At 63.7% G+C, this 24339-nt stretch carries 19 protein-coding genes and 1 riboswitch; of the genes, 9 read left to right on the top strand and 10 right to left on the bottom strand.

What is annotated here, in order from left to right:
• Window positions 1–210: 210 nt before the first annotated feature.
• The 3 genes from M0D67_RS17080 (at window position 211) to M0D67_RS17090 (ending at window position 3328) form a co-directional block, all read left to right on the top strand.
• The gene (locus M0D67_RS17080) at window positions 211–1410 is read left to right on the top strand and encodes an amino acid aminotransferase (protein WP_266239243.1); all 1200 of its coding nucleotides are present in this window, start codon (window positions 211–213) and stop codon (window positions 1408–1410) included.
• Between the two features lie 54 nt (window positions 1411–1464).
• Entirely contained in the window at window positions 1465–2256 is a 792-nt protein-coding gene (locus M0D67_RS17085) for a class II aldolase/adducin family protein (protein WP_266239244.1), read from the top strand.
• Between the two features lie 88 nt (window positions 2257–2344).
• Window positions 2345–3328, top strand: a complete 984-nt coding sequence (locus tag M0D67_RS17090; protein ID WP_266239245.1) for a 2-dehydropantoate 2-reductase — start codon at window positions 2345–2347, stop codon at window positions 3326–3328.
• Window positions 3329–3426: 98 nt separating this feature from the next.
• Here M0D67_RS17090 and M0D67_RS17095 read toward each other — a convergent pair whose 3' ends face one another.
• The 4 genes from M0D67_RS17095 to M0D67_RS17110 all read right to left on the bottom strand — a co-directional run bounded on the left by M0D67_RS17095 (window position 3427) and on the right by M0D67_RS17110 (window position 8938).
• Complete coding sequence (locus tag M0D67_RS17095; RefSeq protein WP_097396572.1) at window positions 3427–3618, bottom strand: hypothetical protein; 192 nt, start codon at window positions 3616–3618, stop codon at window positions 3427–3429.
• Between the two features lie 19 nt (window positions 3619–3637).
• A complete protein-coding gene (locus M0D67_RS17100; protein ID WP_266239246.1) occupies window positions 3638–5347 on the bottom strand; it encodes an FAD-dependent oxidoreductase in 1710 nt (569 codons plus the stop codon).
• 220 nt (window positions 5348–5567) lie between these two features.
• Window positions 5568–7520, bottom strand: coding sequence for an AI-2E family transporter (locus M0D67_RS17105; protein ID WP_266239247.1), 1953 nt, complete (start codon window positions 7518–7520; stop codon window positions 5568–5570).
• A 137-nt stretch (window positions 7521–7657) separates the two neighbouring features.
• Window positions 7658–8938: a DUF445 domain-containing protein gene (locus M0D67_RS17110; RefSeq protein WP_154560500.1), complete on the bottom strand. Its 1281-nt coding sequence runs from the start codon at window positions 8936–8938 to the stop codon at window positions 7658–7660.
• A 195-nt stretch (window positions 8939–9133) separates the two neighbouring features.
• Here M0D67_RS17110 and M0D67_RS17115 point away from each other — a divergent pair, with 195 nt between their 5' ends.
• Window positions 9134–10276 (top strand): DNA repair exonuclease, encoded by a 1143-nt coding sequence (locus tag M0D67_RS17115; RefSeq protein WP_266239248.1) that lies wholly within the window; start codon window positions 9134–9136, stop codon window positions 10274–10276.
• Window positions 10273–12897 carry an AAA family ATPase gene (locus tag M0D67_RS17120; protein ID WP_171927127.1) on the top strand — a complete coding sequence of 875 codons (2625 nt, stop codon included), beginning with the start codon at window positions 10273–10275 and terminating at the stop codon, window positions 12895–12897. Before M0D67_RS17115 ends, M0D67_RS17120 begins: the two co-directional genes overlap by 4 nt.
• 73 nt (window positions 12898–12970) lie before the next feature.
• On the opposite strand, the gene cobJ is transcribed toward M0D67_RS17120, so the two are convergent.
• From cobJ to M0D67_RS17140, 4 genes are read right to left on the bottom strand one after another with little or no spacing between them, the layout of a single operon-like run.
• The gene (gene cobJ / locus M0D67_RS17125; protein WP_266239249.1) at window positions 12971–14761 is read right to left on the bottom strand and encodes a precorrin-3B C(17)-methyltransferase; all 1791 of its coding nucleotides are present in this window, start codon (window positions 14759–14761) and stop codon (window positions 12971–12973) included.
• Window positions 14749–15480 (bottom strand): precorrin-2 C(20)-methyltransferase, encoded by a 732-nt coding sequence (locus M0D67_RS17130; RefSeq protein WP_154560496.1) that lies wholly within the window; start codon window positions 15478–15480, stop codon window positions 14749–14751. The genes cobJ and M0D67_RS17130 overlap by 13 nt, the downstream gene beginning before the upstream one ends.
• Window positions 15481–16107, bottom strand: a complete 627-nt coding sequence (locus M0D67_RS17135; protein ID WP_266239250.1) for a precorrin-8X methylmutase — start codon at window positions 16105–16107, stop codon at window positions 15481–15483.
• Window positions 16100–17710, bottom strand: coding sequence for an oxidoreductase (locus M0D67_RS17140; protein WP_302273375.1), 1611 nt, complete (start codon window positions 17708–17710; stop codon window positions 16100–16102). Before M0D67_RS17140 ends, M0D67_RS17135 begins: the two co-directional genes overlap by 8 nt.
• Before the next feature lie 92 nt (window positions 17711–17802).
• Window positions 17803–17982, bottom strand: a riboswitch (cobalamin riboswitch).
• An 84-nt stretch (window positions 17983–18066) separates the two neighbouring features.
• Between M0D67_RS17140 and cbiE the strand changes: the two genes are divergently transcribed.
• Genes cbiE through cobM form a run of 4 tightly spaced genes read left to right on the top strand, consistent with a single transcriptional unit; the run spans window position 18067 to window position 21995 of the window.
• Complete coding sequence (gene cbiE, locus M0D67_RS17145) at window positions 18067–19413, top strand: precorrin-6y C5,15-methyltransferase (decarboxylating) subunit CbiE (RefSeq protein WP_154560493.1); 1347 nt, start codon at window positions 18067–18069, stop codon at window positions 19411–19413.
• Complete coding sequence (locus tag M0D67_RS17150; protein WP_266239252.1) at window positions 19413–20501, top strand: cobalt-precorrin-5B (C(1))-methyltransferase; 1089 nt, start codon at window positions 19413–19415, stop codon at window positions 20499–20501. Before cbiE ends, M0D67_RS17150 begins: the two co-directional genes overlap by 1 nt.
• Complete coding sequence (locus M0D67_RS17155; protein ID WP_266239316.1) at window positions 20498–21220, top strand: cobalt-precorrin-6A reductase; 723 nt, start codon at window positions 20498–20500, stop codon at window positions 21218–21220. The genes M0D67_RS17150 and M0D67_RS17155 overlap by 4 nt, the downstream gene beginning before the upstream one ends.
• Before the next feature lie 46 nt (window positions 21221–21266).
• Window positions 21267–21995 carry a precorrin-4 C(11)-methyltransferase gene (gene cobM / locus M0D67_RS17160; RefSeq protein WP_154560490.1) on the top strand — a complete coding sequence of 243 codons (729 nt, stop codon included), beginning with the start codon at window positions 21267–21269 and terminating at the stop codon, window positions 21993–21995.
• Between the two features lie 19 nt (window positions 21996–22014).
• On the opposite strand, the gene M0D67_RS17165 is transcribed toward cobM, so the two are convergent.
• Window positions 22015–23115 (bottom strand): polyamine ABC transporter substrate-binding protein, encoded by a 1101-nt coding sequence (locus tag M0D67_RS17165; RefSeq protein ID WP_266239317.1) that lies wholly within the window; start codon window positions 23113–23115, stop codon window positions 22015–22017.
• A gap of 55 nt (window positions 23116–23170) precedes the next feature.
• Complete coding sequence (speB, locus tag M0D67_RS17170) at window positions 23171–24157, bottom strand: agmatinase (protein ID WP_266239253.1); 987 nt, start codon at window positions 24155–24157, stop codon at window positions 23171–23173.
• Between the last annotated feature and the right edge of the window lie 182 nt (window positions 24158–24339).

Here is a 24339-nt window from a genome sequence, read left to right on the forward strand (position 1 = left end):
TTCTAAAGAAAAACTTACGAATCGTGAAAAATCGATTGATTGTAGATAGCGTGCCATTGGTCGACACTTGTCCTCATCGACGCGAAGCAGGAAACCCGCTTAGACTTCCGACTCGCCCACGCTGCTACGACCAGCCTGCAACAAGTCCACACTCAGGGTATACGCAGGCCGCAATCCAGCCACATGCAGGGCTCCACTCAAGGAATTGCCATGTTCGACCATATTCCCGCCTATCCGGGCGACCCGATTCTGAGCCTGAACGAGGATTTTCAACTCGATCCGCGGCCCAACAAGGTCAACCTGAGCATCGGCATCTATTTCGACGACGCCGGCAAGCTGCCGGTGATGGACGCCGTGCGGCGCGCCGAAACCGCGCTGCTCGAATCGATCGGCCCACGCTCCTACCTGCCGATGGCGGGCCTGCCGCTCTACCGCGACGCAGCACAGGCTCTGGTGTTCGGCGCGGACCACGAAGCACGTGCCGCGGGTCGGATCGCGACCTTGCAGACCATCGGCGGTTCGGGTGCGTTGAAAGTCGGCGCGGATTTTCTGAAGCGTTATTTCCCGGCCTCGCAGATCTGGATCAGCGATCCAAGCTGGGAAAACCATCGCGTGGTGTTCGAAGGCGCGGGCCTCACGGTCAACACGTATCCGTATTACGACGAACACACCGGTGGCTTGCGTTTCGCTGACATGCTCGACACGATCGACCGCTTGCCGGAACAGAGCATCGTGCTGCTGCATGCGTGCTGCCACAACCCGACCGGCGTCGATCTGAGCCCGGCGCAATGGGCGGAACTGGTGCCGGTATTGCAGCGCCGCAAACTGATTGCGTTTGTCGACATGGCGTATCAGGGTTTCGGCGCAGGCCTTGAGGAGGATGCCGCCTGCGTACGCCTGCTCGCCGATGCGGGCGTGCCCTTGATCGCCGCGAATTCGTTTTCGAAGAACTTCTCGCTGTACGGCGAGCGCTGCGGTGCGCTGAGCGTGGTGTGCAAGAGCAAGGAAGAAGCGGCTCGCGTGCTCGGTCAATTGATGTCGACGGTGCGCGCCAACTACAGCAATCCGCCGACGCATGGTGCGCGCCTCGTCGCCAACGTACTGTCCGACGCGTCCTTGCGTGCCTCTTGGGAAGCGGAACTCGCCACCATGCGCGAACGGATTCTCGCCATGCGCGGCACGATCTACGAAGGCCTAGCAGGCCGCGTCGATGAAGTGATGCGCGCGCGTTACGTCGCGCAGCGCGGCATGTTCACGTACACGGGATTGAGCGAAGCCCAGGTCGAGCGCTTGCGCAGCGAATACGCCGTGTACGTACTGCGTTCGGGACGCATGTGCGTCGCCGGATTGAATGCGCGCAATGCCGGCTATGTGGCGTCGTCGATCGCGGCGGTGGTGGCAGGCGCATAACGGCTATTACTCGCAACGGCTTGCCTATAACGAACGATAAAAACGGAGACCCTGATGACGACTCTTGAAATGCCGACTGCGAGCCCTAAAAAGGCCGCCGGGATGCACCCCGACGAATGGCAGGCGCGCGTGCAACTGGCCGCGTGCTATCGCATCTTCGACATGCTCGGCTGGAGCGAGATGATCTATAACCACATCACATTGCGCGTGCCGGCGAGCGTGAGCGGCGGCGAGCGGCATTTCCTGATCAATCCGTTCGGCCTGCACTACAGCGAAGTGACGGCGAGCAATCTCGTGAAGATCGACGCACAAGGACGCGTGCTCGACAACTCGCCGTATCCGGTGAACCCTGCGGGTTTCGTCGTGCATGCGGCGATTCACGAAGGCCTGGCCGATGCGCACTGCGTGATGCACACGCACACCACGGCCGGCGTCGCGGTGGCCTGCCTCGAAAACGGCCTGGAGCAAACCAACTTCTATAGCGCGCAGTTGTATGACCGCATTGCGTATCACGACTTCGAAGGCATCACGGTGCATGCGGAGGAAGGGCCGCGTCTGCTCGAACATATCGGCAGCAGGCAAGCGGTGATCTTGCGCAATCATGGCCTGCTGGCATGGGGCCACACGTTGCCGCAGACTTTCGCTATTCTGTGGACGCTCAACCGCGCGTGCGAAATCCAGATGGCCACGTTCTCGATGGGCCGCGCGCGGCTGGTGCCGGAAGAAGTGGCGATCCGTTGCTCGCGCGACTCTTTGCAATTCGATCCACGTCACGGTGCGGGACAGGACGTGTTCGATGCGCTGGTGCGGCGCGTGGATCGCATCGACACGAGCTACAAGGATTAACGCGAGGATTAACACAAGAATCGGCGCAAGGATTAACGCGAGACTTGAGGCGAAGATTGCTCCGACGATTAAAGCAAGGATTGAAGCAATGAAAGTAGGTATCTACGGTGCCGGCGCGATCGGTGGTTGGATGGGGGTGAAGCTCGCACAGGCCGGCCACGACGTGAGCGTGGTGGCGCGCGGCGCGACACTCAGTGAGTTGCAGCAGCACGGCTTGCGTCTGATCGAAGGCGGCGTGACGCACGCGGTGAAGGTGACGGCGAGTGAACAACCGGCGGATCTCGGCGTGCAGGACCTCGTTGTGGTGGCGGTCAAGGGGCCGGCGATGGCGTCGGTGGCCGCGCATATCGCGCCGTTGCTGAGCCCGCAGACGATTGTGCTGACGGCAATGAACGGTGTGCCATGGTGGTTCTGCGACGGGCTCGGCCGTGATTTCGCCGGCAAACGGTTAAAGTCGATCGATCCTGACGGCGCGATCGCCGCCGCGATTCCGACCGCGCAGACAGTGGGCTGTGTGGTGCATGCGAGCTGTCTGATCGAGTCGCCGGGCGTCATCAGGCATCACCAGGGCAATGGGCTGATCGTCGGCGAGGCGTGGGGGCGAACGAGCGAACGCGTCAAAACGCTCACCGCCACGCTGGCCGCGGCGGGCTTCAACGCGTCGATGTCGGAGCAGATTCAGCGCGACGTCTGGTACAAGCTGTGGGGCAACATGACCATGAATCCGATCAGCGCCATCACCGGCGCGACCACCGACCGGATTCTCAGCGACGAACTGGTGCGCAACTTCGTCACGAGCATCATGCTGGAAGCGAAGGAGATCGGCGCGCGTTTCGGTATTCCGATCGAACAGGCGCCGGCGGATCGTCACGAGGTCACGCTCAAACTCGGCGCGATGAAAACCTCGATGCTGCAGGATGTACAAGCCGGCAAGGCGGTCGAACTCGACGCGCTGGTGGCTGCGGTGCGTGAACTGGGGCAGCTTACCGACGTGCCGACACCTTACACGGACGCGTTGCTCGGCCTCGCGCGCCTGCATGCGAGTACGTTGGGGTTGTATCCCCGGCAGTGAATGTTGTTCCGACTTCCGACAAGAAGCCGCCCCGCATGATCAACGGGGCGGTTTTTTTTCGTCTTATGTTTCGCGTCTTATGTAACGGGCTTTCCGCATCACGCAGCCACTGCGGAAGAGGCCGGCAGCTTCGCCGCTTCGATCAACGACAGCGCTCGCTGCGTATCGCCGAGTTCCGTCATGCACAGCAGCGCAAGACGGGCCAGATATAAGGGTGCTTGCGCTTCGCCTTCAGCGGTCAGTGTCTTGCAGAGCGTCGTGTAGACGAGGTCGAGTTCGCTATCGGTCATGGTGTGGGTTCCTCTTGCGTCAATTCGTCAGACTGGCCGTCACGGCGCTTTGCACGTTCGTCGCGTTGCCGTTGCGCCAGCGGGCGAGCACATGACCGTCCGGCCTGATCAGATAGACGGTGCCCGGCGTGGCATCGAGCATCTCATGCAAGTGTCCCGCCGGATCGACCACGTGCGGGACGGTGGCGCGCGGTGCGTCGCCTGTGACCAGCGTGATCGCTTTGAACGGAATGCTATGTTCGCCGAGTGCATGATGCAATTGCTGCCATGCTTCGTCTTGCGCCATGTCCGCGCCGAAGCGAAGTGCGGTGAAGCATGGCCCGAGCAGATCGGTGAGATGGAGATCGACTGCTACGCCGTCGCACATGCGTTGAAGTCGGCACTCCGGCAGGACCGTGCCCGGCGCTGGACCCCTGGCGAACGCGCCTGATGCAATGGCGGCGACCCGATTGAGCGGCGACTCGGCATACGCAATCGCATGCGTCTGCCGCGGATTGATCAGTGGCCGCACGGCCGGATGATGCGCGGCAAGTCCCAGGACTGCCTGGCGCATCAGGTCGAACGCGAACGAGGGCGGCGCCATGAATTCCGTGCTCTTCATCCCGTAGCTCAGGTTTTCACGCGCCGCAAACAGGCGCTCGTCGCTGTAGCTGTCGAGCAGGCGGTCCGATGCAATGCCGTTGACGACGCAACCGAGTTTCCAGCCGAGATTGTCGGCGTCGTCGATGCCGGAATTCGCGCCACGCACGCCGAAAATCGGCACGAGATGCGCGGCATCGCCCGCGAACAGCACCGAGCCGTGCCGGTAGCGTTCGAGCGTCAGCGCGTTGGCCTTGTAGACCGTAATCCAGATCGGCGACCATTCGCCCGTTTCGCCCATCGAGTCGAGCACGCTCTGCACGCGTGGCATGACGTTTTCAGGCTTGATCGCGGCCTCGGGATCTTCATCGTCGCGAAGCTGGTAGTCGATGCGCCAGACGTTGTCGGGCTGCTTGTGCACCAGCACCGTCGAGCCGGGATTGGAAGGCGGATCGAAATAGGCGAGACGCTCGGTGGCGCGCTCGCTCTCCAGTTCGATATCGACGATCACGTAGCGGCCTTCGTACGTGGTGCCGGTGAGCTTGAGGCCGAGTGCCTCGCGAATCGTGCTGCGGCCGCCGTCGCACGCGACGACCCAATCTGCACGCATTTTCCACGCGGTGTCGCCGGTGCTGAGGTCGAGCGTGGCGCCGTTGCCGGTATGTTGTTCGATACCGGTCACGCGGGTTTGCCAGCGGATTTCGATCAGATCGGTATGGTGTTCCACTTCGTCGAGCAGCAACTGCTCGATCTGGTATTGCGCGATGTTGATCATCGGCGGCAGCGATTGCTCGTCGTCCTGATGCATGGCGAAGCGGAACACTTCGGCATCGCGATAGAAGCTGCGGCCGCCGGTCCATGGCAAGCCCTTTTGCAGAAAACCGTGCACTGCGCCAAGGCGTTTGAAAATCTCCAGGCTGCGGCGTGAAATGCAGATTGCGCGGCTGCCGGTGCAGACGCCGTCGTCGGCTTCGATCAACACCGAGCGTACGCCTTGGCGAGCCAGCGCAAGCGCCAGCGTCATGCCTACCGGACCGCCCCCGACAATCGCTACGGGGCGCCGCACAGGGTCGCATCCGTCGACCAGCGGCGGCACCACGCCCGCATAGTGACGCGGCGTGAACGGATAGGGTTTGAAACTGCGGCTCATGCGGGTCTCCTGGATCTTCGTTGCCGATGGATTGCCCGCCGCGGCTTGAGTGCGCTCTGGAGGCGGTGCGAATCGATAGGTGAAGTATGAAGGAGGGGTGGTGGCTGGCTGTCCTCATTTTGGGTACAAGGACTGGGCGTTCCGGCGATAGAAAGGCCGCAGGGCGCTTACGCACCCTGCGGCCTTTCTGAATCGCGCAATGCAGACCGCGCGGACTCGCCTAGTCCGCTCCGGCCAGATGCGAAGCCTGGCGCGAGTGCTGTACGCTCGCTCCCATCCGGCATTCCTCGATCATCGCGCGGAACGTCGGCGCCGCGTGCGAAGCGCCGGTTGCACCCATCTCCGGACCGGCTTCCGGTGCGCCACCCACGCCCACAACCAAGGTCGCCCGCGGCCGCCATTCCCGCGTGCGCCGCAGCATGTTGCGCAGATACGGCGGTGACTCCGGCGCGTCGAGCGAGATGATGCAGATGATCGGCGCGTCCTTGAAGCTCGGTTCGTCGGCATGCGCGCTGCGATAGCCCGAGTGCGTGGCGATCATCGGCGCGAGACCCTGACGGCCGAGCAATTGCACGGCGATCGCCGCGGTGACCTCATCGAACGCGCCGCGTCCAGGCACGCACAGGACCGACGCCCTGTCGGTTTCATGGTGCATCGGCGGATGGGCCGAATTGTGGCTGTCGTGCCGATCCGAAAGATCGGCCGTCGCCGATGCTGACATTGCGCCAGCGGAGTCGGCCGGTTCCGTGCGCGACAGACGATCCGGCAGTCCGTCGGCAATTTCCAGGTTTTCGACGATATCGACCAGTGCGTCATTGATTCGCGCCAGTTGCTCAGGCATCAACACCCCACGCATCGCATCGTTGCGCGCAAGCTTGAGGCCTTCCAGCGCGACGTTGTCGTAGTAATCGATCAGCGACATCTCGCGCAGCAACCGCTCGGCCTGCACGATGGCTTCGTGCGGATCGTCCGCCAGAAGCCGTTGATAGAAGTTCTGCGCAGGCGTGAGAGCAGGCTGGTCGCCCAGCAGCACCGTGAGAAAGTTCAAACGATCCGCGTAGCGGCCCAGCGTGACGACGCACAGCGTGAGCGGCGTGGACAGCACGAGGCCGATCGGCCCCCACAGCCAGCTCCAGAAAATCGCCGCCACGACCACGGCCAGCGGCGACAGCCCCGAGCGATGACCGTACAGCAGCGGCTCGGCAATCTGTCCGGCCACCACATCGACGACGATGAACAGGATCAGCGTATAGACCGCCATCGTCCATTGAGGCTGGATGGCGGCCGCGAGAAACACGGCAAGAATCGCGGCGATCCAGATGCCGATATACGGCACGAAGCGCAGCAACGCAGCAATCACGCCGAACAGCAGCGCGCCCGGCACGCCGATGATCGCGAGCCCAATGGCGATGATCCCGCCCGCGCTGAGATTCACGCCCAGTTGCGCGACGAAATAGCGGCTGAGCCGCCCGGCGGCGTCGTTGATCGCGGTGGTGGTGCGGTGCAGATCGCGCGAGCCGAAAAGACTGATCAAACGGTCGCGCAGGTCTTCGCGTTGCAACAAGATGAAGATCGTGACGACCAGTACGATAAAGGTGGTCTCGATCGGCGCAATTGCCGGTGATAGTGCGCGTTGAGCGAGTTGCATCGGCGTGAGCGACGGCTCGTGTACTTCGACGGGCGTCGGCACAGCGGGTGCGTTGCGCGCCGCGCGTCCGGTGAGGCGCGGCGGGCTCGGCTTGGTCGGCGCGACGCGTTGCAGCGTGGCGGCGGCGCGGCTCATCAGCGAATCGGCCCGGCCGACGGTTTTCTCCTGCACCGTCTCGATCTTTTGCTCGATCGCCGCCTGATACTGCGGCAGATCGCCCGCCAGTTGCACCAGTTGCGCGCCGATCAGCCCGCCGACGGCCAGCAAGGTGGCGAGGGCGAACAGCACCGCGATAAAGATCGATGGCAATTGGCCCATGTGCAAGCGCCGCAGCGCCTGCACCAGCGGTGCTAGCAGAAAGCTGAGCAGCACGGAGAGGGTGATCGGAATCAACACCTCGCGGCCGAAGTACAGTGCGCTGACCACCACGACGCCGGTGATGACCGAGGCCAAACCATGCAGACTGGGCGTGCCCGGCGGGTATACGCGGTTCGGCCGCCCAGGCGGCGGTAACGATATTTTCATGAACACACTTCTCGATGTTGTGGCGCTGTCGCTTTTGCTGAGGGTTCGCGCGGATGGAACGGCGGCGGTCAGTTAAAGCGCCCGAGCAATTCATATGCCCGGATTGTAGGCGCTTTGGCGTGCGGCGGCCGCATCCCTTAGCCCATGTGCAAACGCAACAGCTCGAATAGCTGTGAGCTCGCATACAGCAGCAAGCCGATAAAGCCGCCCACAATCGTCCCGTTGATGCGGATGTACTGCAAATCCTTGCCGATGTTCAGCTCGATTTGCCGTGACATGTCGTGTGCGTCCCAGTTCTTCACTGTATCGCTGATGTGGCGCGTGAGGAACTGGGCAAAATCCGGCGCCATGGCGCGCGCCGCTTCTTCCAGGTGGTCGTTCAGCGACTGACGCAGCGCGGGGTCATGCGCCAGCTCGCGGCCCACCCACTGGCCCATTGCCATCACCCGGGCGTGCAGGGCCGAATCGTTGCTTTGCAGATCGCGTTTGAGCCATGCGCGCAATTCGCCCCACATGTCCTTCACATACGTGCTGAGTGCTTCGCCTTCCACCAGATAACGCTTCAGTTCCTCGCCTTTCTGCAGGAATGCCGGATCGGTCTTGAGTTTGACGATCAGCTTCTGCACCGCGTCGTCGAATTTCTGGCGCAGCTGATGAGTGGGGTTCTCGCTGATCTGCTCGAGCATCCGGTTCACCACATTGGCGATCGTTTCGGCGCCTTTTTCGCCGAGCCATGCCGACGGCAGGATCATCTCCATCGTCGGATATTCGCTCTTCACCCATTCGACGATGCGCTCAGCGATAAACTCGCGCGCCTGCGGTTCGCGCAACAGCGTCACGACCTGCTCGATGCCGGCGTCGAGCAATTCCTGATGACGGCCATCCTTGGTGAGCGTGTCGAGAATCGAGCCCATGGATTGCGACAGATCGACTTTGGCGAGCACGTCGCGCAAGGCGTCCTTGATGAAGACCTGGATACGAACGTCGTCGGTCAGTTCGAGAATGCCGCTTGTCAGTTTGACCACGTAGTCGCCCAGGCGCGCGGTATTGGCCGGTTTCGTCAGCCAGCCGGTGATGCTTTGCGCCGGGTCGTGTTTCTGGATCAGCCCGACCAGCGACGGCACGTCCAGAAATTTGTCCTGCACGAACACCGCGAGGTTATCGGCGATCTTGTGCTTGTTCTTTGGAATGATCGCTGTGTGCGCGGAGACGATCGGGATCGGTACGCGGCGAAACAGTGCGACGACGGCGAACCAGTCGGCGAGCGCGCCGACCATGGCGGCCTCGGCTATCGCTTTGATGCCGTCCACCCAGAGGCCGCGCGGCATGAAGGCGGTCACGAGGAAAACGCAGGCGGCGGCCGCCAGCAACAGCAATGGGGTGCGCTTGGCCTTCTTCAGTTCGGTTTCTTTGTTCATCGGCAGCAGGGCAGCGGAGTTCTAGTTGATTGGAATGGTGCGGTGCGATTGGCGTGCTGGTCCAGAAACGCGAGTGTAGCGCCGCTGTTCGGGCCGTGTGGCGCCGGCTTGGGACATTCTTTGACCCGCAGGCGCGGTAACATGAGCGCCGAATGAGTATTGAGTGACGATGCAATTGAACGGAATGGAGGCACAGTGATCAGGTTTCTGCACACCGCGGACTGGCAGATAGGTACGCAATTCGGCCAGTTCGAGCCGGACGAAGCCGCGCACCTCGCGGAAGCGCGCTTCGAGACAGTGCGCCGGATCGCGGAGGAAGCGGCGGCGCGCAAGGTTGACGCCGTGCTGGTCGCCGGCGACGTATTCGACCTGCAGACCGTTTCGGACACGGTGATCCGCCGGTTGTTCGGCGCGCTGCAAGCGTTTTCCGGGCCGTGGATCATGCTGCCGGGCAATCACGATGCCGCATTGGTCGAGAGCGTGTGGACCCGTGCGCAGCGGCTGAACTGCGTCGCACCGAACGTACGACTGGTGCTCGAACCCGGCGTGGTGACGCTCGACGCGTGCCAGTGCGCGTTGCTTTGCGCGCCGCTCACGCAACGCATCACTTACGACGACACGACGGGTTTCTTCGACACGACGGAGACGCCGCCCGGCTATTACCGTATCGGACTCGCGCACGGCAGCGTGAGTGGGATTCTGCAGGAGGGCATCGATTCGTCGAACCCGATCGCGCCGACGCGTGCAGCGAGCGCGCGTCTGGACTATCTCGCGCTCGGCGACTGGCACGGTTATTTGCGTGTCGACGAACGCACCTGGTATGCCGGCACGCACGAGCAGGACCGTTTCCGCGCCAACGATCCGGGCTTCATGCTCGACGTCACGCTGACCGAGCCTGGCGCCGTGCCGTCCGTTGAAGCGGTGCGGGTCGGTAAATATCAATGGCATCGCTGGGAAGAGGGGATCTCCGTGCCGACCGACGTCGATTCGCTCAAGCTGCGACTCAGCACGTTGGGCAGTCATGACGTGCTGCGGGTGACCGTAAGCGGCTCGACTGCACTGGCCGAGGCCGAAGCCATTCACGTCGCGGTGGAAGAGACCCGCGCGCGGGTGCGTGCACTACGCGTCGATCTGAGTGGTCTGCAGGTGCTGCCCACCGCCGACGACCTCGCCGAACTCGGCGCGCAAAGCGGCTACCTCGCGAAAGTGGTGGCGCGTCTGCGAGGCTTGCAGGAGGACCCGCAGTCTGACCCGCAACAGGTCAAGCGCGCGGCGGAGGCGTTATTGCTTCTGGCGCGTTTTCAACGTGAACTGCCGCGCGAAGCGAGGTCCGCATGAAGCTGGAAAGCATCGCGATTCAGGAGTTCAAGCAGTTCACCGGACGGCTCGTCATCGACGATCTGCGGCCCGGACTCAATCTGTTCACCGGCCCGAACGAGGCCGGCAAGAGCACGATCGCCGAAGCCGTGCGGGCGGTGTTTCTCGAGCGCTACAAGGCTTCGCATCTGAAAGACCTGCTGCCGTGGGGCAAGGCGAGCGGGCAGCCGTCGGTTGAAGTGACATTCGACATGGACGGCACGGCCTGCAGGCTGTCGAAGCAGTTCGTCACCCGGCAGCGCTGCGAATTGAAGATCGGTCAAGCGGTGTTCGGCGAAGACGAAGCCGAAGACAAGCTCGCCGCGCTGCTCGGTTTTTCGCGGGCCGCGCGTGGGCCGCTGAAGGCGGAAAACGCCGGTGTCCCCGGTTTGTTGTGGGTGCAACAAGGCGGTACGCAGGAGGTGCGCGATTCCACGGGACATGCGGCGCAGTATCTGCGCGATGCGTTGTCGCAACTGTCGGGCGGTCATGAATCGGCGGGTGAGGATGCGCTGATCGCGGCGGTGCAGCGCGAGCTCCGGCAACTGCTCACGGCGCGTACGCAGAAGTCCACCGGCCCATTGGCCGAGGTCGAACAGGCGTTGGCGGCGCTGATCGAAGAGCGTGACGAACTGGAGCAGCAGCGCCAGCAGTTCGACGAGAACATCGTCCGGCTTGCCACGCAGCAGGAAGCCTTCGACGACGCGCAACACAAGCGCCCCTGGGAGCTTCATGAGCAGAAGGCCGTGCAGGCGCAACAGCGCGCCGACGCCGCGGCCGAACTCGAACGCAGTCTTCAGGGGCTCTCCCAGTCGCTGCAATTGAAGGACGCAGAGTTGGCGCTTTCGTTGCAGCAGGAACAGGCGGCGACTGAACTCGAAGCAGCCGTTGCACGCGAGCGGCAGCAACTCGACGCCGCACGGGCCAATGTCTCGGCGGTTCAGGACGAACATGCGCAGGCTCAGGCGAGCGTGGCGAAATTTGAACAGGCGCACGCCGATGCCAACCGTGCGTATGAACTGGCGAACGCCGCGGTAACCGCGGGCGATTTGCGCAGTCAGATAGCTCTGCACCGCACCGAGAGCGAGCGGCTCGAAGCCTCGATCGCAGCCGCCGGCAAGGCGAACGAGGCCGTGCTGGAGGCGACCCGCGCAGCGGCCGCGCTCGAGATCGACGGGGCGCAATTGAAGCGGCTCCAGTCGCTCGATGCGGAATTGACCGTGCTGCGCGCGCGGACCGAAGCGGCGATGACGCGCATCGAATACCGGTTGAATGGCGCGATCACCGTCGGCGATGCAGAGGTAAACGGCGAGGGCGTGCTGCGGCTCGACGAGGAAAAACTGATCGGTCTTGGCGAACTCGGTGAGTTGCGGGTGATTCCGGGCGTCTCCGATCTGTCTGCGCGGTTATCCGAGTTGGCGTCGCTCGAAGCCCAGCATGCGCAATTGTTGCAGACGCTGGGCGTGGCGTCGCTGGGTGAGGCCGAGGCCAGGCACGAGCAGTGGAAGACGCTGGTCGCGCAGCAGAAAAGCCAGGCGAAGATTCTTGAGGTGCATGCGCCGCAGGGTATCGACGCGCTGCGGGCTGCGTTGGCTTCGGCGGATGCGCGATTGCAGTCGGCTAACGGACGGCTTGCGGCCTTGCCCGATGTCTCCGGCGCGCCACCGCTCGACGAGGCTCGCCGCAACGCCGACATCGCACGTGATGCGCTGGACGCCGCCCGAAAAGTATTGGCGCAAGCGGCGGAAAAGCGGTCGACCGCTACGGCCACGACGGAATCGCTCGCCGCGCAACTCCAGCGTAAGGAGGCGCAACTGGGCGACGAGGCGTTCTGCCGCAACCGCTCGCTGTGGCAGACGAAAATCGTCGAGCAGCGTGTGCAGGTCGAGGCGCTGAAGAAACAGCTTGAAGGACGTGAGCGTGAGTTGGAAGCTGCGCGTCTCGACGATCCGGCGGCTGAAGCGAAGCGCTATCGGGCGTCGGCAGAACTTGCGCGCAACGAGCAGCACGAACGGCAACTGCGGATCGCGCAGTTGCGCAGTCAGCTCGAGACGGTTGGCGCGTCTGGGCTCGGGGAGCGTCTCGCTACAGTAAATGCTTCAGTCGAACAGGCCACGCGCCGTAAGGAAGAACTCAGCTTGCGAGCGAGCGCTTTGAGTCTGCTCGACGAAGTGCTTGTCGACGAACGTGATGCGGCGGTGGCGCAACTGCGCGCGCCGTTGACCGAGCGGCTCGGGCACTATCTGAAGCGGATTTTCCCGCAGTCGACGATTGCGCTCAGCGACGATCTGAGTCCGGCGACGCTGGACCGTTATGGCCGCGCGGACACGCTCGATGCGTTGAGCTTCGGGACGCGGGAGCAACTCGGCATTCTGACGCGGCTGGCGTATGCGGATCTTTTGAAGGCGTCAGGCCGTCCCACCTTGCTAATGCTCGACGACGCAGCCGTGCATACCGATGCCACCCGGCGCGATGCGATCAAGCGGGCGTTGATCGATGCGGCTACGCGGCATCAGATTCTGGTATTCACGTGCCATCCGGAGCTTTGGGATGATCTGGGCGTCAGGCAGCGGGCGATTGAGGATTTGAAGGTGGCGGCATAGGGCATCGCGCGGGCGGATGGGGTGCAAATGGAGGCAATGGTGAGGGGGATGGGGCGAAAATAACCCACTGTGCTCACTCATACCACCGCGGCGTGTAAACCCATTCCCCGCCATCGACACCGTTAGCAAACGCGCGTGTCGTCGATGACCCCACGATCACCATCGTGCGCATATCCACATCGGACGAGCGCAGTTCACCGAGCGTGATCGTGCGTAGTGTGCTGCCGGGTCTACCGATATCGCGGCCGAGCACGACTTTCGTCGCGGCAGCGCGATAGTCCCGCACGATGTCCAGCGCTTTATCCAATTGCCACGGCCGTGCGCGAGAGATCGGGTTGTAGAACGCCATCACCAGATCCGCTTCGGCCGCATGCCGAAGGCGCTTTTCGATGATGGTCCACGGTTTCAGATTGTCGGATAACGACAGCATGCAGAAGTCATGGCCTAACGGCGCGCCGGCTTGCGCCGCAGTTGCCATGGCAGCGGACACTCCCGGCACGATGGCGAGTTGGACCGAGCGCCAGTCAGCGTTCGTCGAAGCGCCTTCTTCGAGCGCTTCAAGCACCGCTGCCGCCATCGCAAACACGCCGGGATCGCCCGACGACACCATCACCACTGACCGTCCAGTGCTCGCGAGTTCGAACGCATGGCGCGCCCGCTGCATCTCTTCGCGATTGTCCGTGCCGTGTACGCGTTGGTCGGCACGCAAGGGGCCGGCCATTTTCACGTAGGTTTCGTAGCCGAGAATATCGGTGGCTTCGTTCAGCGCCGTTCGTGCGGCGGGCACCATCAGATCGGCGCTGCCGGGGCCGAGGCCGATCACGGTCAAGCGGCCGCGCGTACGGCCAATCGTGTCCGGGTCGATTGCCAACGCGGCCAACGCGAGTGCAACCCCTGCGTCCGCGTCGTCATGCAAGGTTTGATAAGGCACGCGCAGCGCGGCATGCAGCAAATTGCTCGGCGGCTCGCCGTCCTCCGGGCCCGCCTGGGCAAAACGCAGCGGCACGTTCAGGCTCGCCGCGGCATCGGCGAGCGCCGGGTTTGCCATGTGTTCGGAAGGAACCAGCAATGCCGCGAGCGAGAGTGGTGCAAGACCGTGCGCGTCCAATGCCTCTTGTACCAGCGCGGCGATTCGAGCGCCGGAAGCCGTCTGCGAATCAGCACCGGAATTTGCGCCGAGGTCCGTATCCGTATTGGAATGCGCAGCGGCACTCGGCACGGTCACTGCCGCCACCACACTCCGCGGATGAATCACCAACTCATCATCCCGCCCATCCCACGCACGTGGCGTCACGCGGATCGCGAGACGTGCGGATTCAGAGCGAGGCAATTGCGCGTCATCGAGCCACGGCGCTTCACCCTCGATGCGCGTGCTTTCACCCGCCAGCAGATCAGACACGAAGCGCTTGCCTTGCGCTATATCGGCAAGCGCATAGCCCTCAGGCGGATTGAGCACACACGTTCCAAAGCGCAGTTCGCCACTCGTTGTAATCGCAGGCGACACGTTCAACGCAGCCGCAATCTCGCGAGCCATCACGTTGACTCCCGCAAGTCCACCGAGCAAGGGCACGACCGCACTCCCATCTTCTGCAACGGCCAGCACCGGCGGCTCGACGCCCTTATTCGACAACAAGGGCGCGACGCAACGAATCACGATCCCGGCGGCGCACAACGCGATGATCGGCGTACCGCGCGCATACAGATCACACAGATGCGTGCGGAGTTCCGTGTATGAGACGTCAGCCTCGACTCGGCCCTGCAAGGCATGCACCTGGCAACCGGCATACAACATCTGGATACGCCGTGCGGTCTCCAGCGCGCCCGCACCGAGAATCACGATCGCGGGCGGCGTCAACCTTGCCATTTTTCCCCCGGCACCACGAGCAGCGAAAAATACGGCGAGGCCATCGGGTCGACTTCGTCAAGCGGCACGATGCGCTGATTGCCCATGGTCGCGCGTTCGACATAAAGCGCACGATGCGCGAGTCCCAGTTCGCCGAGCACGCGCCGCACCTTATCGAAATTGCGGCCGAGTTTCATGATGACGGCAGCGTCGGCATCGGCGAGACGCCGCCGCAGTTCGTCTTCAGGCAACACGCCGGAGAGCACCGACAAACTCTGATTGCGATACACCAGCGGCGAGCCGAGTACCGCTGCACCGCCGAGCATCGAGCACACGCCGGGCACGACTTCGGCTTCGAAACGCGCCGCGAGGCGGTCGTGCAAATACATGTACGAGCCGTAGAAAAACGGATCGCCCTCGCAAATCACCGCTACGTCGCGGCCCGCGTCGAGATGGCCGGCGACGACCTCCGCCGCGGTGTCATAGAAGTCGGCGATGATCACTTCATACGAAAGCGGCGGTTCGAGCGCTTCGGTCGTGACGGGATAAACGAGCGGCAGATGCTGTTGAGCGTCATGCAGATGCGCCTCGATGATGCTGAAGGCGTTGCCCTTCTTACCCTTTGCGACGAAATACGCGACCACGGGTGCCGCTTTCAGCAAGCGCAGCGCTTTCAGTGTGATGAGCTCAGGGTCGCCGGGGCCCACGCCCAGTCCGAATAAACGTCCTTGCACCGTCATTTACTCGACCTCCGTCGCCAGTGCGTTCACGGCAGCGGCGGCCATCGCGCTGCCGCCGCGTCGACCGTGAACCACGACGTAGGGCACGCCGCGACTGTCTTCGGCAAGCATCGCTTTCGATTCGGCCGCGCCGACAAAACCGACCGGAAAACCTAGGATCAGTGCGGGTTTTGCTGCGCCGGCATCGAGCATGTCGAGCAAGTGAAAGAGGGCGGTCGGCGCATTGCCGATCACGACGACGCTGCCGGCCAGCCGGGCCCGCCACAATTCGAGCGCAGCCGCCGAGCGCGTATTGCCGAGTTCGCGTGCGAGTGCGGGCACGTCCTGATGCGTCAGCGTGCAAATCACGTCGTTGTTCGCGGGCAGGCGTGCGCGCGTGATGCCTTGCGCCACCATGCCGGCATCGCACAGAATCGGCGCGCCTTGCGCCAGTGCCGTACGGCCCGCGGTGCCTGCGCCTTCGGAAAACTGAAGATCTTCAACGACGTCGACCATGCCGCAGGCATGGATCACGCGCACCGCGAGTTTCTCGAGGTCGGCAGGGATGCGCGACAAGTCGGCCTCCGCACGTATCGTCGCGAAGGATTGGCGATAGATCTCCTGACCGTCGCGAATGTAATCAAGCATCTGAGGGGCTCCGGGCCGGGTATGCCAATGGGGCGAGCATGTCGGCGGCTTGTTCGATCGTAAGTTGGTGCGCGACGCGCGAGCCGAAACCCGGCTGGCCGTCGCGTCGATAAAGGTCGTAGATGCCGGGCGCCGCAGCCAGCAGCGTGTACGGCGCGCAATGTGCGGCAGCGCATGAGCGCGGACAGCCGCTCAGATGGACGTCGACGCCGTCGGGTAAGCGATCTGCTAGCCGTAACGCATCGGCTTTGGTGTCGGCGAGGCTTTTTGCACAGCCTGTGGAACCGGCGCAGGCGATCAGACGTGTCATAGGCTGCGCTGGATCGCATGCGAGGCCTAGCGCGTTCATTTCAGCGAGCACGGTGGGTGCGGCATCGGCTGCGATATCCGGTAGTAACACGCTTTGCCAGGGCGTGATGCGCAGCGTGCCGTTGCCTTGCTGTTGCGAGAGCGTGGCGAGGCCGCGCAAGGTCGTGGCGTCGAGGCGTCCGAGCGGCGGTTGGCCGCCTACGTGCAGCATTCCCACGACTCGCTGTGCGTGCGCGCCGAGTCGCAGCGTGGTATCGGCGGCCGTGGGGCGTAGCCAGTTTGCAAGCGATGTGTCGCGTGACAGTGGGAAATCGACGTACGTTTGAGCGTGCTGCAATAGCGCGTCGACGGGATGCGTGGCGAGCAGGTGACGCATGCGCGTGGCATCTGGGGCGGCCAGATCGAGGAACGTATGCAGCAGCGCGCGGACGAGGTCTGTGACTTGCGCGGGCAGCACTGCGGCGAGAGCGCCTGCGTAATTCGGATGAGGATGGTCAACGGCGCTATGCGAGCCGGTACGCGCGATATGCGGGAAGGCATCGGCATCGGCATCGGCATTGACGTCAACGTCCGCGTTCGCCACAGCAGGCGGACAACCTGCCAATCCAAGCACAAATCGCACACCGTCTTCAGCTTGCGTCGCCGCGAGCCAGACATCATGTGGATGATCGAGTCTGGCAAGACGCTCACCACCATCGAGCAGTAGCGCGAATTTGGGCGATAGCGCCGCGAAACGCGCTTCGGATTGCAGCAACGTGAGCAGTTCGACGCAAAGCGGCCTCGTATCGAACAGCGCAAATGGATCGCGCCCGGCAGTTGGGCTCACCATCACATTGCGCACATCGTCCGCAGCGGACGCCGAAATTGCGGTAGGAGCTTGTCGTGCGGTCGTCGGTCGCGTATTCGAAGCATCCGCTGCGCCGAACCGAGATGCGGTTGAAGTATTTGCCAAGGTCTTTAGCAGCAAGCTGTCAGCATCCACCGCACCGGTCGCCCGAATCGGCCCAAGCCCCGCATCGACCAGCGCCGCGATCAACGCCGCTTCATGCCCGCTTCGCACGCCACGCACCTGCAGATTCGCGCGATTGGTCAGCTCGACCACACCGGCCGCATGCCGCTCGCTGACGTCGGCGATCACCGCGGCCTGCGCCGCGCTCAACTCACCGCCGGGCAATTTGATCCGGCAAATCCCCCCATCGCGCGCCGCGACGATGCGCAGCAGCCCCGGGCACGCCGAGGGCCGCAGCGCGAGGGCCGCATCGGGCAAAGCAGTGGAGGGCGAAGCTTGATTCAAGACGGACACCGGGTTTAGCGTCGCGCGACGGCCCGAGCAAGCCGCAAAGCGGCGATTGCTGCGGCATCGGTACACCCCGCCCGATGTAGGCTGGCACGAACAGTCTGGCCGGCAGGTCTCCTGGCTGGCAGGTCATGGTCCGCCGCGGCCTTCCCGGTCGAACCAGTGGCGCGGAGCGCAGGCGGACTCGCTGCATACAGTTGCGGGGGCAGCCACAGCAACACTGTGTTCCCTCTTCGGCCCCGAAGGGCACCGGCGGCTGTATTATGCCTTTTTTCGAACAGCACAACGAGGCTGGACGCTTTGATCGGCGTGGCACAGCGCATTATTTGAAGATACAGAATGAGGATGGATGCATGCCGGCGTGGCTGACCGTGGTGGGCATAGGCGATGACGGCTTCGCCGGCTTGGGGAGGCCCGCGCGGCGTGCTTTGCTGGAAGCGTCGGTGGTTTATGGCGGCGAACGTCATCTGGCGATGCTGCCCGCACGCCTCGCCGCGCGCCGTGAGGCATGGCCCAGGCCGTTCGATCTCGCGCCTTTGCTGGCCGAGCGTACGGGGTCGGTGTGTGTGCTGGCGAGTGGGGATCCGATGCTGTTCGGCGTCGGCGCGACCCTCGCGCGGCAGTTGCCGGCAGGCGAGTTGCGGGTATTGCCGGCGCCGTCGTCGTTGTCGCTGGCGGCCGCGCGGCTTGGCTGGCCGTTGCAGGACGTCGCCACGGTTTCGCTGGTGGGAAGGCCATTGCCGACGCTGAATGCTCATCTGCACGACGGCGCGCGCGTCTTCGTGCTGAGTGCCGATGGGCGCACGCCCGCCGCGCTGGCCGAACTGCTGAATGCGCGCGGTTTCGGCGCGACCCGGATGACCGTGCTGGAACATTTGGGCGGCGATCTGGAGCGGTGTATCGATGGCCGTGCGGACCAGTGGTCTGCGGGCGAAGTGGCAGCGTTGAACCTGATCGCGCTTGAATGCCGTGCAACGGAAGGCGCCCCGCGTTTGCCGCTGACCGTCGGCTTGCCCGACGACGCCTTTCGCCACGACGGTCAGTTGACCAAGCGCGACGTCCGCGCGATCACGCTGGCACGCCTCGCGCCGACGCCCGGCGAATTGCTATGGGACGTGGGCGCGGGCAGCGGCTCGATCGGCATCGAATGGATGCGCGCGCACCCGACCTGCCGCGCGATTGCGATCGAAGGGCACGCGGAGCGGCAGCGGTTCATCGAGCACAATCGCGATGCGTTGGGCGTGCCGGGTCTGCAACTGGTGGCTGGCCGCGCGCCTGATGCGCTGGAAGGATTGGCTGTGCCGGATGCCGTGTTCATCGGCGGTGGCGTGACGGTGCCGGGCGTGCTCGACGCGTGCTGGGCGCGTCTGCGCGACGGCGGACGTCTGGTTGCCAATGCCGTGACCTTGCAAGGCGAGGCCGCGCTGGCAGCGTGGCGTGAGCAACACGGTGGCACGTTGACCCGCATTGCGCTGGCCGACGCACAGCCGCTTGGCGGCTTCGATACGTGGCGCCAGGCGCTGCCGATCACGCTGCTGGAGGTCACGAAGCTGGCTGACGGCGCCGACGGCACGTTCCGTGCGAGCGGCGCGAACAGCACGAGCAATACGAGCAGCACGAACGCCGCTAGTGGCATCAATGCCGCCATTTGCACATCCGGCACCTCAGCCACCCCCGCAGACTCACCACCCCACCCGTAATGCGCGAAGAGACGCCCGAACAACCCGCGCCGCTGCGTAGCGGCTACACGACCGGCAGTTGCGCCACCGCGACGTCGCTCGCGGCCGCGCGTCTGTTGCTCGCGGGTATCGTCAGCGAGGTCGCGGAGATCGTGTTGCCGAAGGGCCAGCATGTGCCGATGCCGCTGGTGTTCTGCCGCCTGACCGCCGACGGCGCGGAAGCGGGCACGGTGAAAGACGCTGGCGACGACCCCGACGTGACACACGGCGCGATCGTATTCGCCCGCGTGCGACTGCTTGCCGAACCGGGTGTGATCTTCCGCGCAGGGCCAGGCGTTGGCACCGTGACGCGCGCCGGCCTCACGCTGCCCGTCGGCGAACCAGCGATCAATCCGGTCCCGCGCAAGATGATGACCGAGCATCTGACCGAGCTCGCGGCGGAACATGGGTACGGCGGCGGCTTCGAAGTGACGATCGGCGTCGAAGGCGGCGAAGCACTTGCACTGAAAACGATGAACCCGCGCCTCGGCATTCTCGGCGGCTTGTCGATTCTCGGCACTACCGGCATCGTCCGGCCGTTCTCGTGCTCGGCCTATATCGCATCGATTCATCAGGGCATCGACGTCGCGCGGGCGAACGGTTACCTGCATCTCGCGGCCTGCACCGGCAACGCAAGCGAAGACGCGATGCGCGCGCATTACGGTCTGCCGGACATCGCGCTGATCGAAATGGGCGACTTCGTCGGCGCGGTGCTCAAGCATATGAAGCGTGCGCCGGTCGAGCGCTTGAGCGTGTGCGGCGGCTTCGGCAAACTCAGCAAACTGGCGGCCGGGCATCTCGATCTGCATAGCCGCAATTCGAGCATCGATCTGGAACGGCTTGCGACCTGGGCTGCGGAGTATGGCGCCGACGACGCGTTGCAGGCGGCGATCCTCGCCGCCAATACGAGTCAGCAGGCGGTCGCGTTGGCTCACGCGCGGCAGGTACCACTCGGCGATATCGTCTGCCGTCACGCGCTGGCCGTCGCGCGCGCTATCGTGCCGCCGCAGGTCGCGGTCGAAATGTTTGCGATCGATCGCCAGGGCAATCTGATCGGAGCCGCGCAATAATGCGGGTCCTGCTGCTCGGCGGCACCGGCGACGCTTTGCGGATCGCCAGACAGCTCGGCCCTGAGCATGTGTACAGTCTCGCGGGCCTTGGCAAGGTGCCGGACGATCTGTCATGCGAGGTGCGCGTGGGCGGCTTCGGTGGCAGCGAAGGGTTGGCGCGTTATATCGAGGACAGACGCATTAGCCTCGTGATCGACGCGACACATCCGTACGCCGCGCAGATCAGCGCCAATGCCGCGAAAGCGAGCGGCGCCGTGCAGGTACCGTGCTGGGCGCTGCGCCGCGAGGGCTGGCAGCCGCAAGCTGGCGACGACTGGCGCATGGTCGACGATTGGACCGAACTTACGGCCGCGCTTTCTTCATTCAAGCGGCCACTGTTCACGCTCGGACGCGAACCGCTCGCGCATCTCGACGAAATCCCGCCGCAGCAGTTCTGGACAATACGCTGCCTCGACGCACACGAAGCCAATCCACGTGCGCGGATTCTGGCGACACGCGGGCCGTTTACGCTCGAAGGGGAGCGAGCGCTGTTCAGCGCGGAAGCATTCGATGTCGTCGTCAGCAAAAACAGCGGTGGCAGCGCCACGGAAGCGAAACTCGAAGTCGCGCGCGAACGCGGCTTGCCGGTCGTCATGCTGCGGCGCCCTGCATTGCCCGCAGTCGATCGCGATTTTGCAAGCGTGGCCGACTTGCTGGAAGCATTGCAAGTCATAGGTTAAATGGCGCATGCATGTCATGCCGGCCAAACGAATCATGGAGTAGTGAATGACGGTGTTTTTTATCGGCGCGGGTCCCGGCGACCCGGAACTGATCACGGTGAAAGGGCAGCGCCTCGTGCGTGGCTGCCCGGTGATCCTGTACGCCGGCTCCCTGGTGCCGGCCGCTGTGTTAGAGGGGCATAGCGCGGAGCAAGTCGTCAATACCGCCGAGCTCGACCTCGATCAGATCGTCGCCTTACTCAAGGCCGCACACGACAAAGGCCAGGACGTGGCACGCGTGCATTCCGGCGACCCGTCCTTGTATGGCGCGATCGGCGAGCAGATCCGCAGACTTCGCGAACTCGACATTCGCTACGAGATCGTACCGGGCGTGACGGCAACCGCGGCATGCGCGGCGACCCTCGGCTGCGAACTCACCTTGCCCAATATTTCGCAGACGCTGATCCTCACGCGCTTTGCAAGCAAAACGACGATGCCGGACGGCGAACAACTCGCCGACCTCGCGAGACATCGCGCGACGATGGCGATTCACCTCGGCGTGCGCCATCTTGCCCGCATCGTCGATGAACTACGGCCGCATTACGGCGGCGCGTGTCCGATCGCGGTGATCTATCGTGCGAGCTGGCCGGATGAAGAAAAGATCACCGGCACGCTCGACGATATCGTCGGCAAAGTGCAGTCCACCAACATAGAGCGGACTGCGCTGATCCTGGTGGGACAGGTGCTGGCGGCTGAAGGATTCGCGGAGTCGACGTTGTACGCGAAAGGCGGCTGATCCGTACACCGCCGATTCGTTATCCCCCTGTTTTCAACTGCGCCCACAACCTGCCCTCCAGACGTTTGATCTGAGCGGGCAAGGGCTTGAGCAGAAACAGCGTTTTCAACACGGACTCAGGCGGGTACACGGTCGGATCGTTGAGAATTTCCGGCCGCACGAATTTGCGCGCGGCGGCGTCCGCATTCGGATAGAACACCGCATTGGTGATCCCGGCATGAACCTCGGGGCGCTCGATGTAGTTGATCCAGTCGAGCGCCGCCTCCGGATGCGGCGCATCTTTCGGGATCGCCATCATGTCGAACCAGACCGGCGCGCCGCCTTGAGGGATGAAGTATTTGACCTCGTAACTCTTGTTGGCATCGCGCGCGCGATGGCTCGCCATCGACACGTCACCCGACCAGCTCAACGCGAAACAGATGTCATCGCCCGCAAGATCGTTGATATAACTCGTCGCGTTGAACTGCGTGATGTACGGGCGGATCTTCTTTAGCGCGTCGTACGCGGCCTGGTAGTCGGCCGGATTCACGCTGTTCGGATCGCGCCCGAGATAGTGCAGTGTGACCGCGAACACATCGGTCGGCGCATCGAGTATGGATACGCCGCAACTCTTCAGCTTGCTCAGATATTCGGGCTTGAAGAGGATGTCCCAGTTATCGAGCGGCGCATCGTTGCCAAGAATCTTTTTGACCCGCGTGACGTTGTAGCCGAGCCCCGTGGTGCCCCACGCCCACGGCACCGCGTACTGGTTGCCGGGGTCCGCATCGGCGACCAGCTTGAGCAGACTGTGGTCGAGGTTCACCAGGTTCGGCAGTTTCGATTTGTCGAGTTTCTGGTAGATGCCGGCCTGGATCTGCTGGGCGAGAAAGTTCGAGGTCGGCACCACAACGTCGTAGCCCGTAGAACCCGTCAGCAGTTTCGCCTGCAAGGTTTCGTCGCCGTCGTAGACATCGTATTGCACATGAATGCCGGACTCTTTCTCGAAGTTCGGCACGGTGTCTTTCGCGATGTAGTCGGCCCAGTTGTACAGATTGAGCTGCTTTTCGTCGGCGTGCGCGGCGGTGCCGAACGCGCAGAACAACAGCGCTGCCAGCAGCGGCGCGGTCGGCCTCGGCTTCATGAAGGTGTGGGGCATGATGGTCGTCCAGAGAGGATTCAACAGAGCGGTCGCGGCCTTACATACGCTGATGGCGTTGCAGCTTCTGATTGCGCATCAGGCACAACATATCGGCGGCAAGGTGGGCCGCGGCGAGCGCGGTGACGTCGCTGTGGTCGTAGGGTGGCGACACCTCCACCACGTCCGCGCCGACCAGATTCACGGCGCCCAGCGCGCGAACGATTTCCAGCGCCTGCGCCGAGCTCAGGCCGCCCGCCACCGGCGTGCCCGTGCCGGGTGCGAAGGCCGGATCGAGACAGTCGATGTCGAAGGTGAGGTAGGTGGGCGCATCGCCGACGATCGACAGCACTTCGTCGATGGTCGCCTGTGTGCCGTTGCGGTGGACCCACGGCGCGTCGAGAATGCGCACGCCCATGAAGTCGTCGTTCCAGGTGCGAATGCCGATCTGCACCGAGCGCGCGGGATCGATCAGCCCTTCACGGATCGCCCTGTAGAACATCGTGCCGTGATTCAGCGAATCGGGGTTGTCGTCCGGCCACGTGTCGCAATGCGCGTCGAAGTGGATCAGGCTCAACGGCTTGCCGTATTTTTCAGCGTGCGCGACCAGCAGCGGGTAGGTGATGTAGTGGTCGCCGCCGAGCGTCAGCATGCGGGTGCCCGTGGCGAGAATCTCGCGGGCATGGGCGATGATCGCGTCGCGAATGCCGAGCGGGTTGTGGGCGTCGAACCAGCAGTCGCCGTAGTCGACCACGTTCAGATGATCGAACGGGTCGACGCCCCACGGAAACGCGCCCAGTTCGGCCAGTTGCACCGAGGCGGCACGCATGCCCGCCGGGCCGAAACGCGTGCCGGGGCGGAAGGTGGTCGCGAGGTCGAGCGGAATGCCCGATACGGCGACGTCGACGCCGATGAGATCGCGCGTATAGGGCCGGCGCATGAAGGACAGCACGCCGGCGTAGGTGGGCGCATGGGGTTGGCCGGCCGCGTCAGTGCCCGCGGCAGGGGCGGTCGAGGCGGGGTGCAAAGCGTTCAGGTTCAGGGTCATACACGTCGATCCGGTCAGTTTCAGTGAGCGCCGTCACACAAATATTTCTCATGTCTGACGAAACAGCATGCGGCGTGTGAAGGGCAACTGGCGCTATGATTGCGAGGCAATATTCCGGCGAAAAGCGAAGAATCTTGCTGGAAGTATCGATATTTCTAATATCTCCCCTGACCGTGGCGACC

Source organism: Paraburkholderia sp. SECH4 (assembly GCF_030511745.1).
Lineage (GTDB): Bacteria > Pseudomonadota > Gammaproteobacteria > Burkholderiales > Burkholderiaceae > Paraburkholderia > Paraburkholderia madseniana.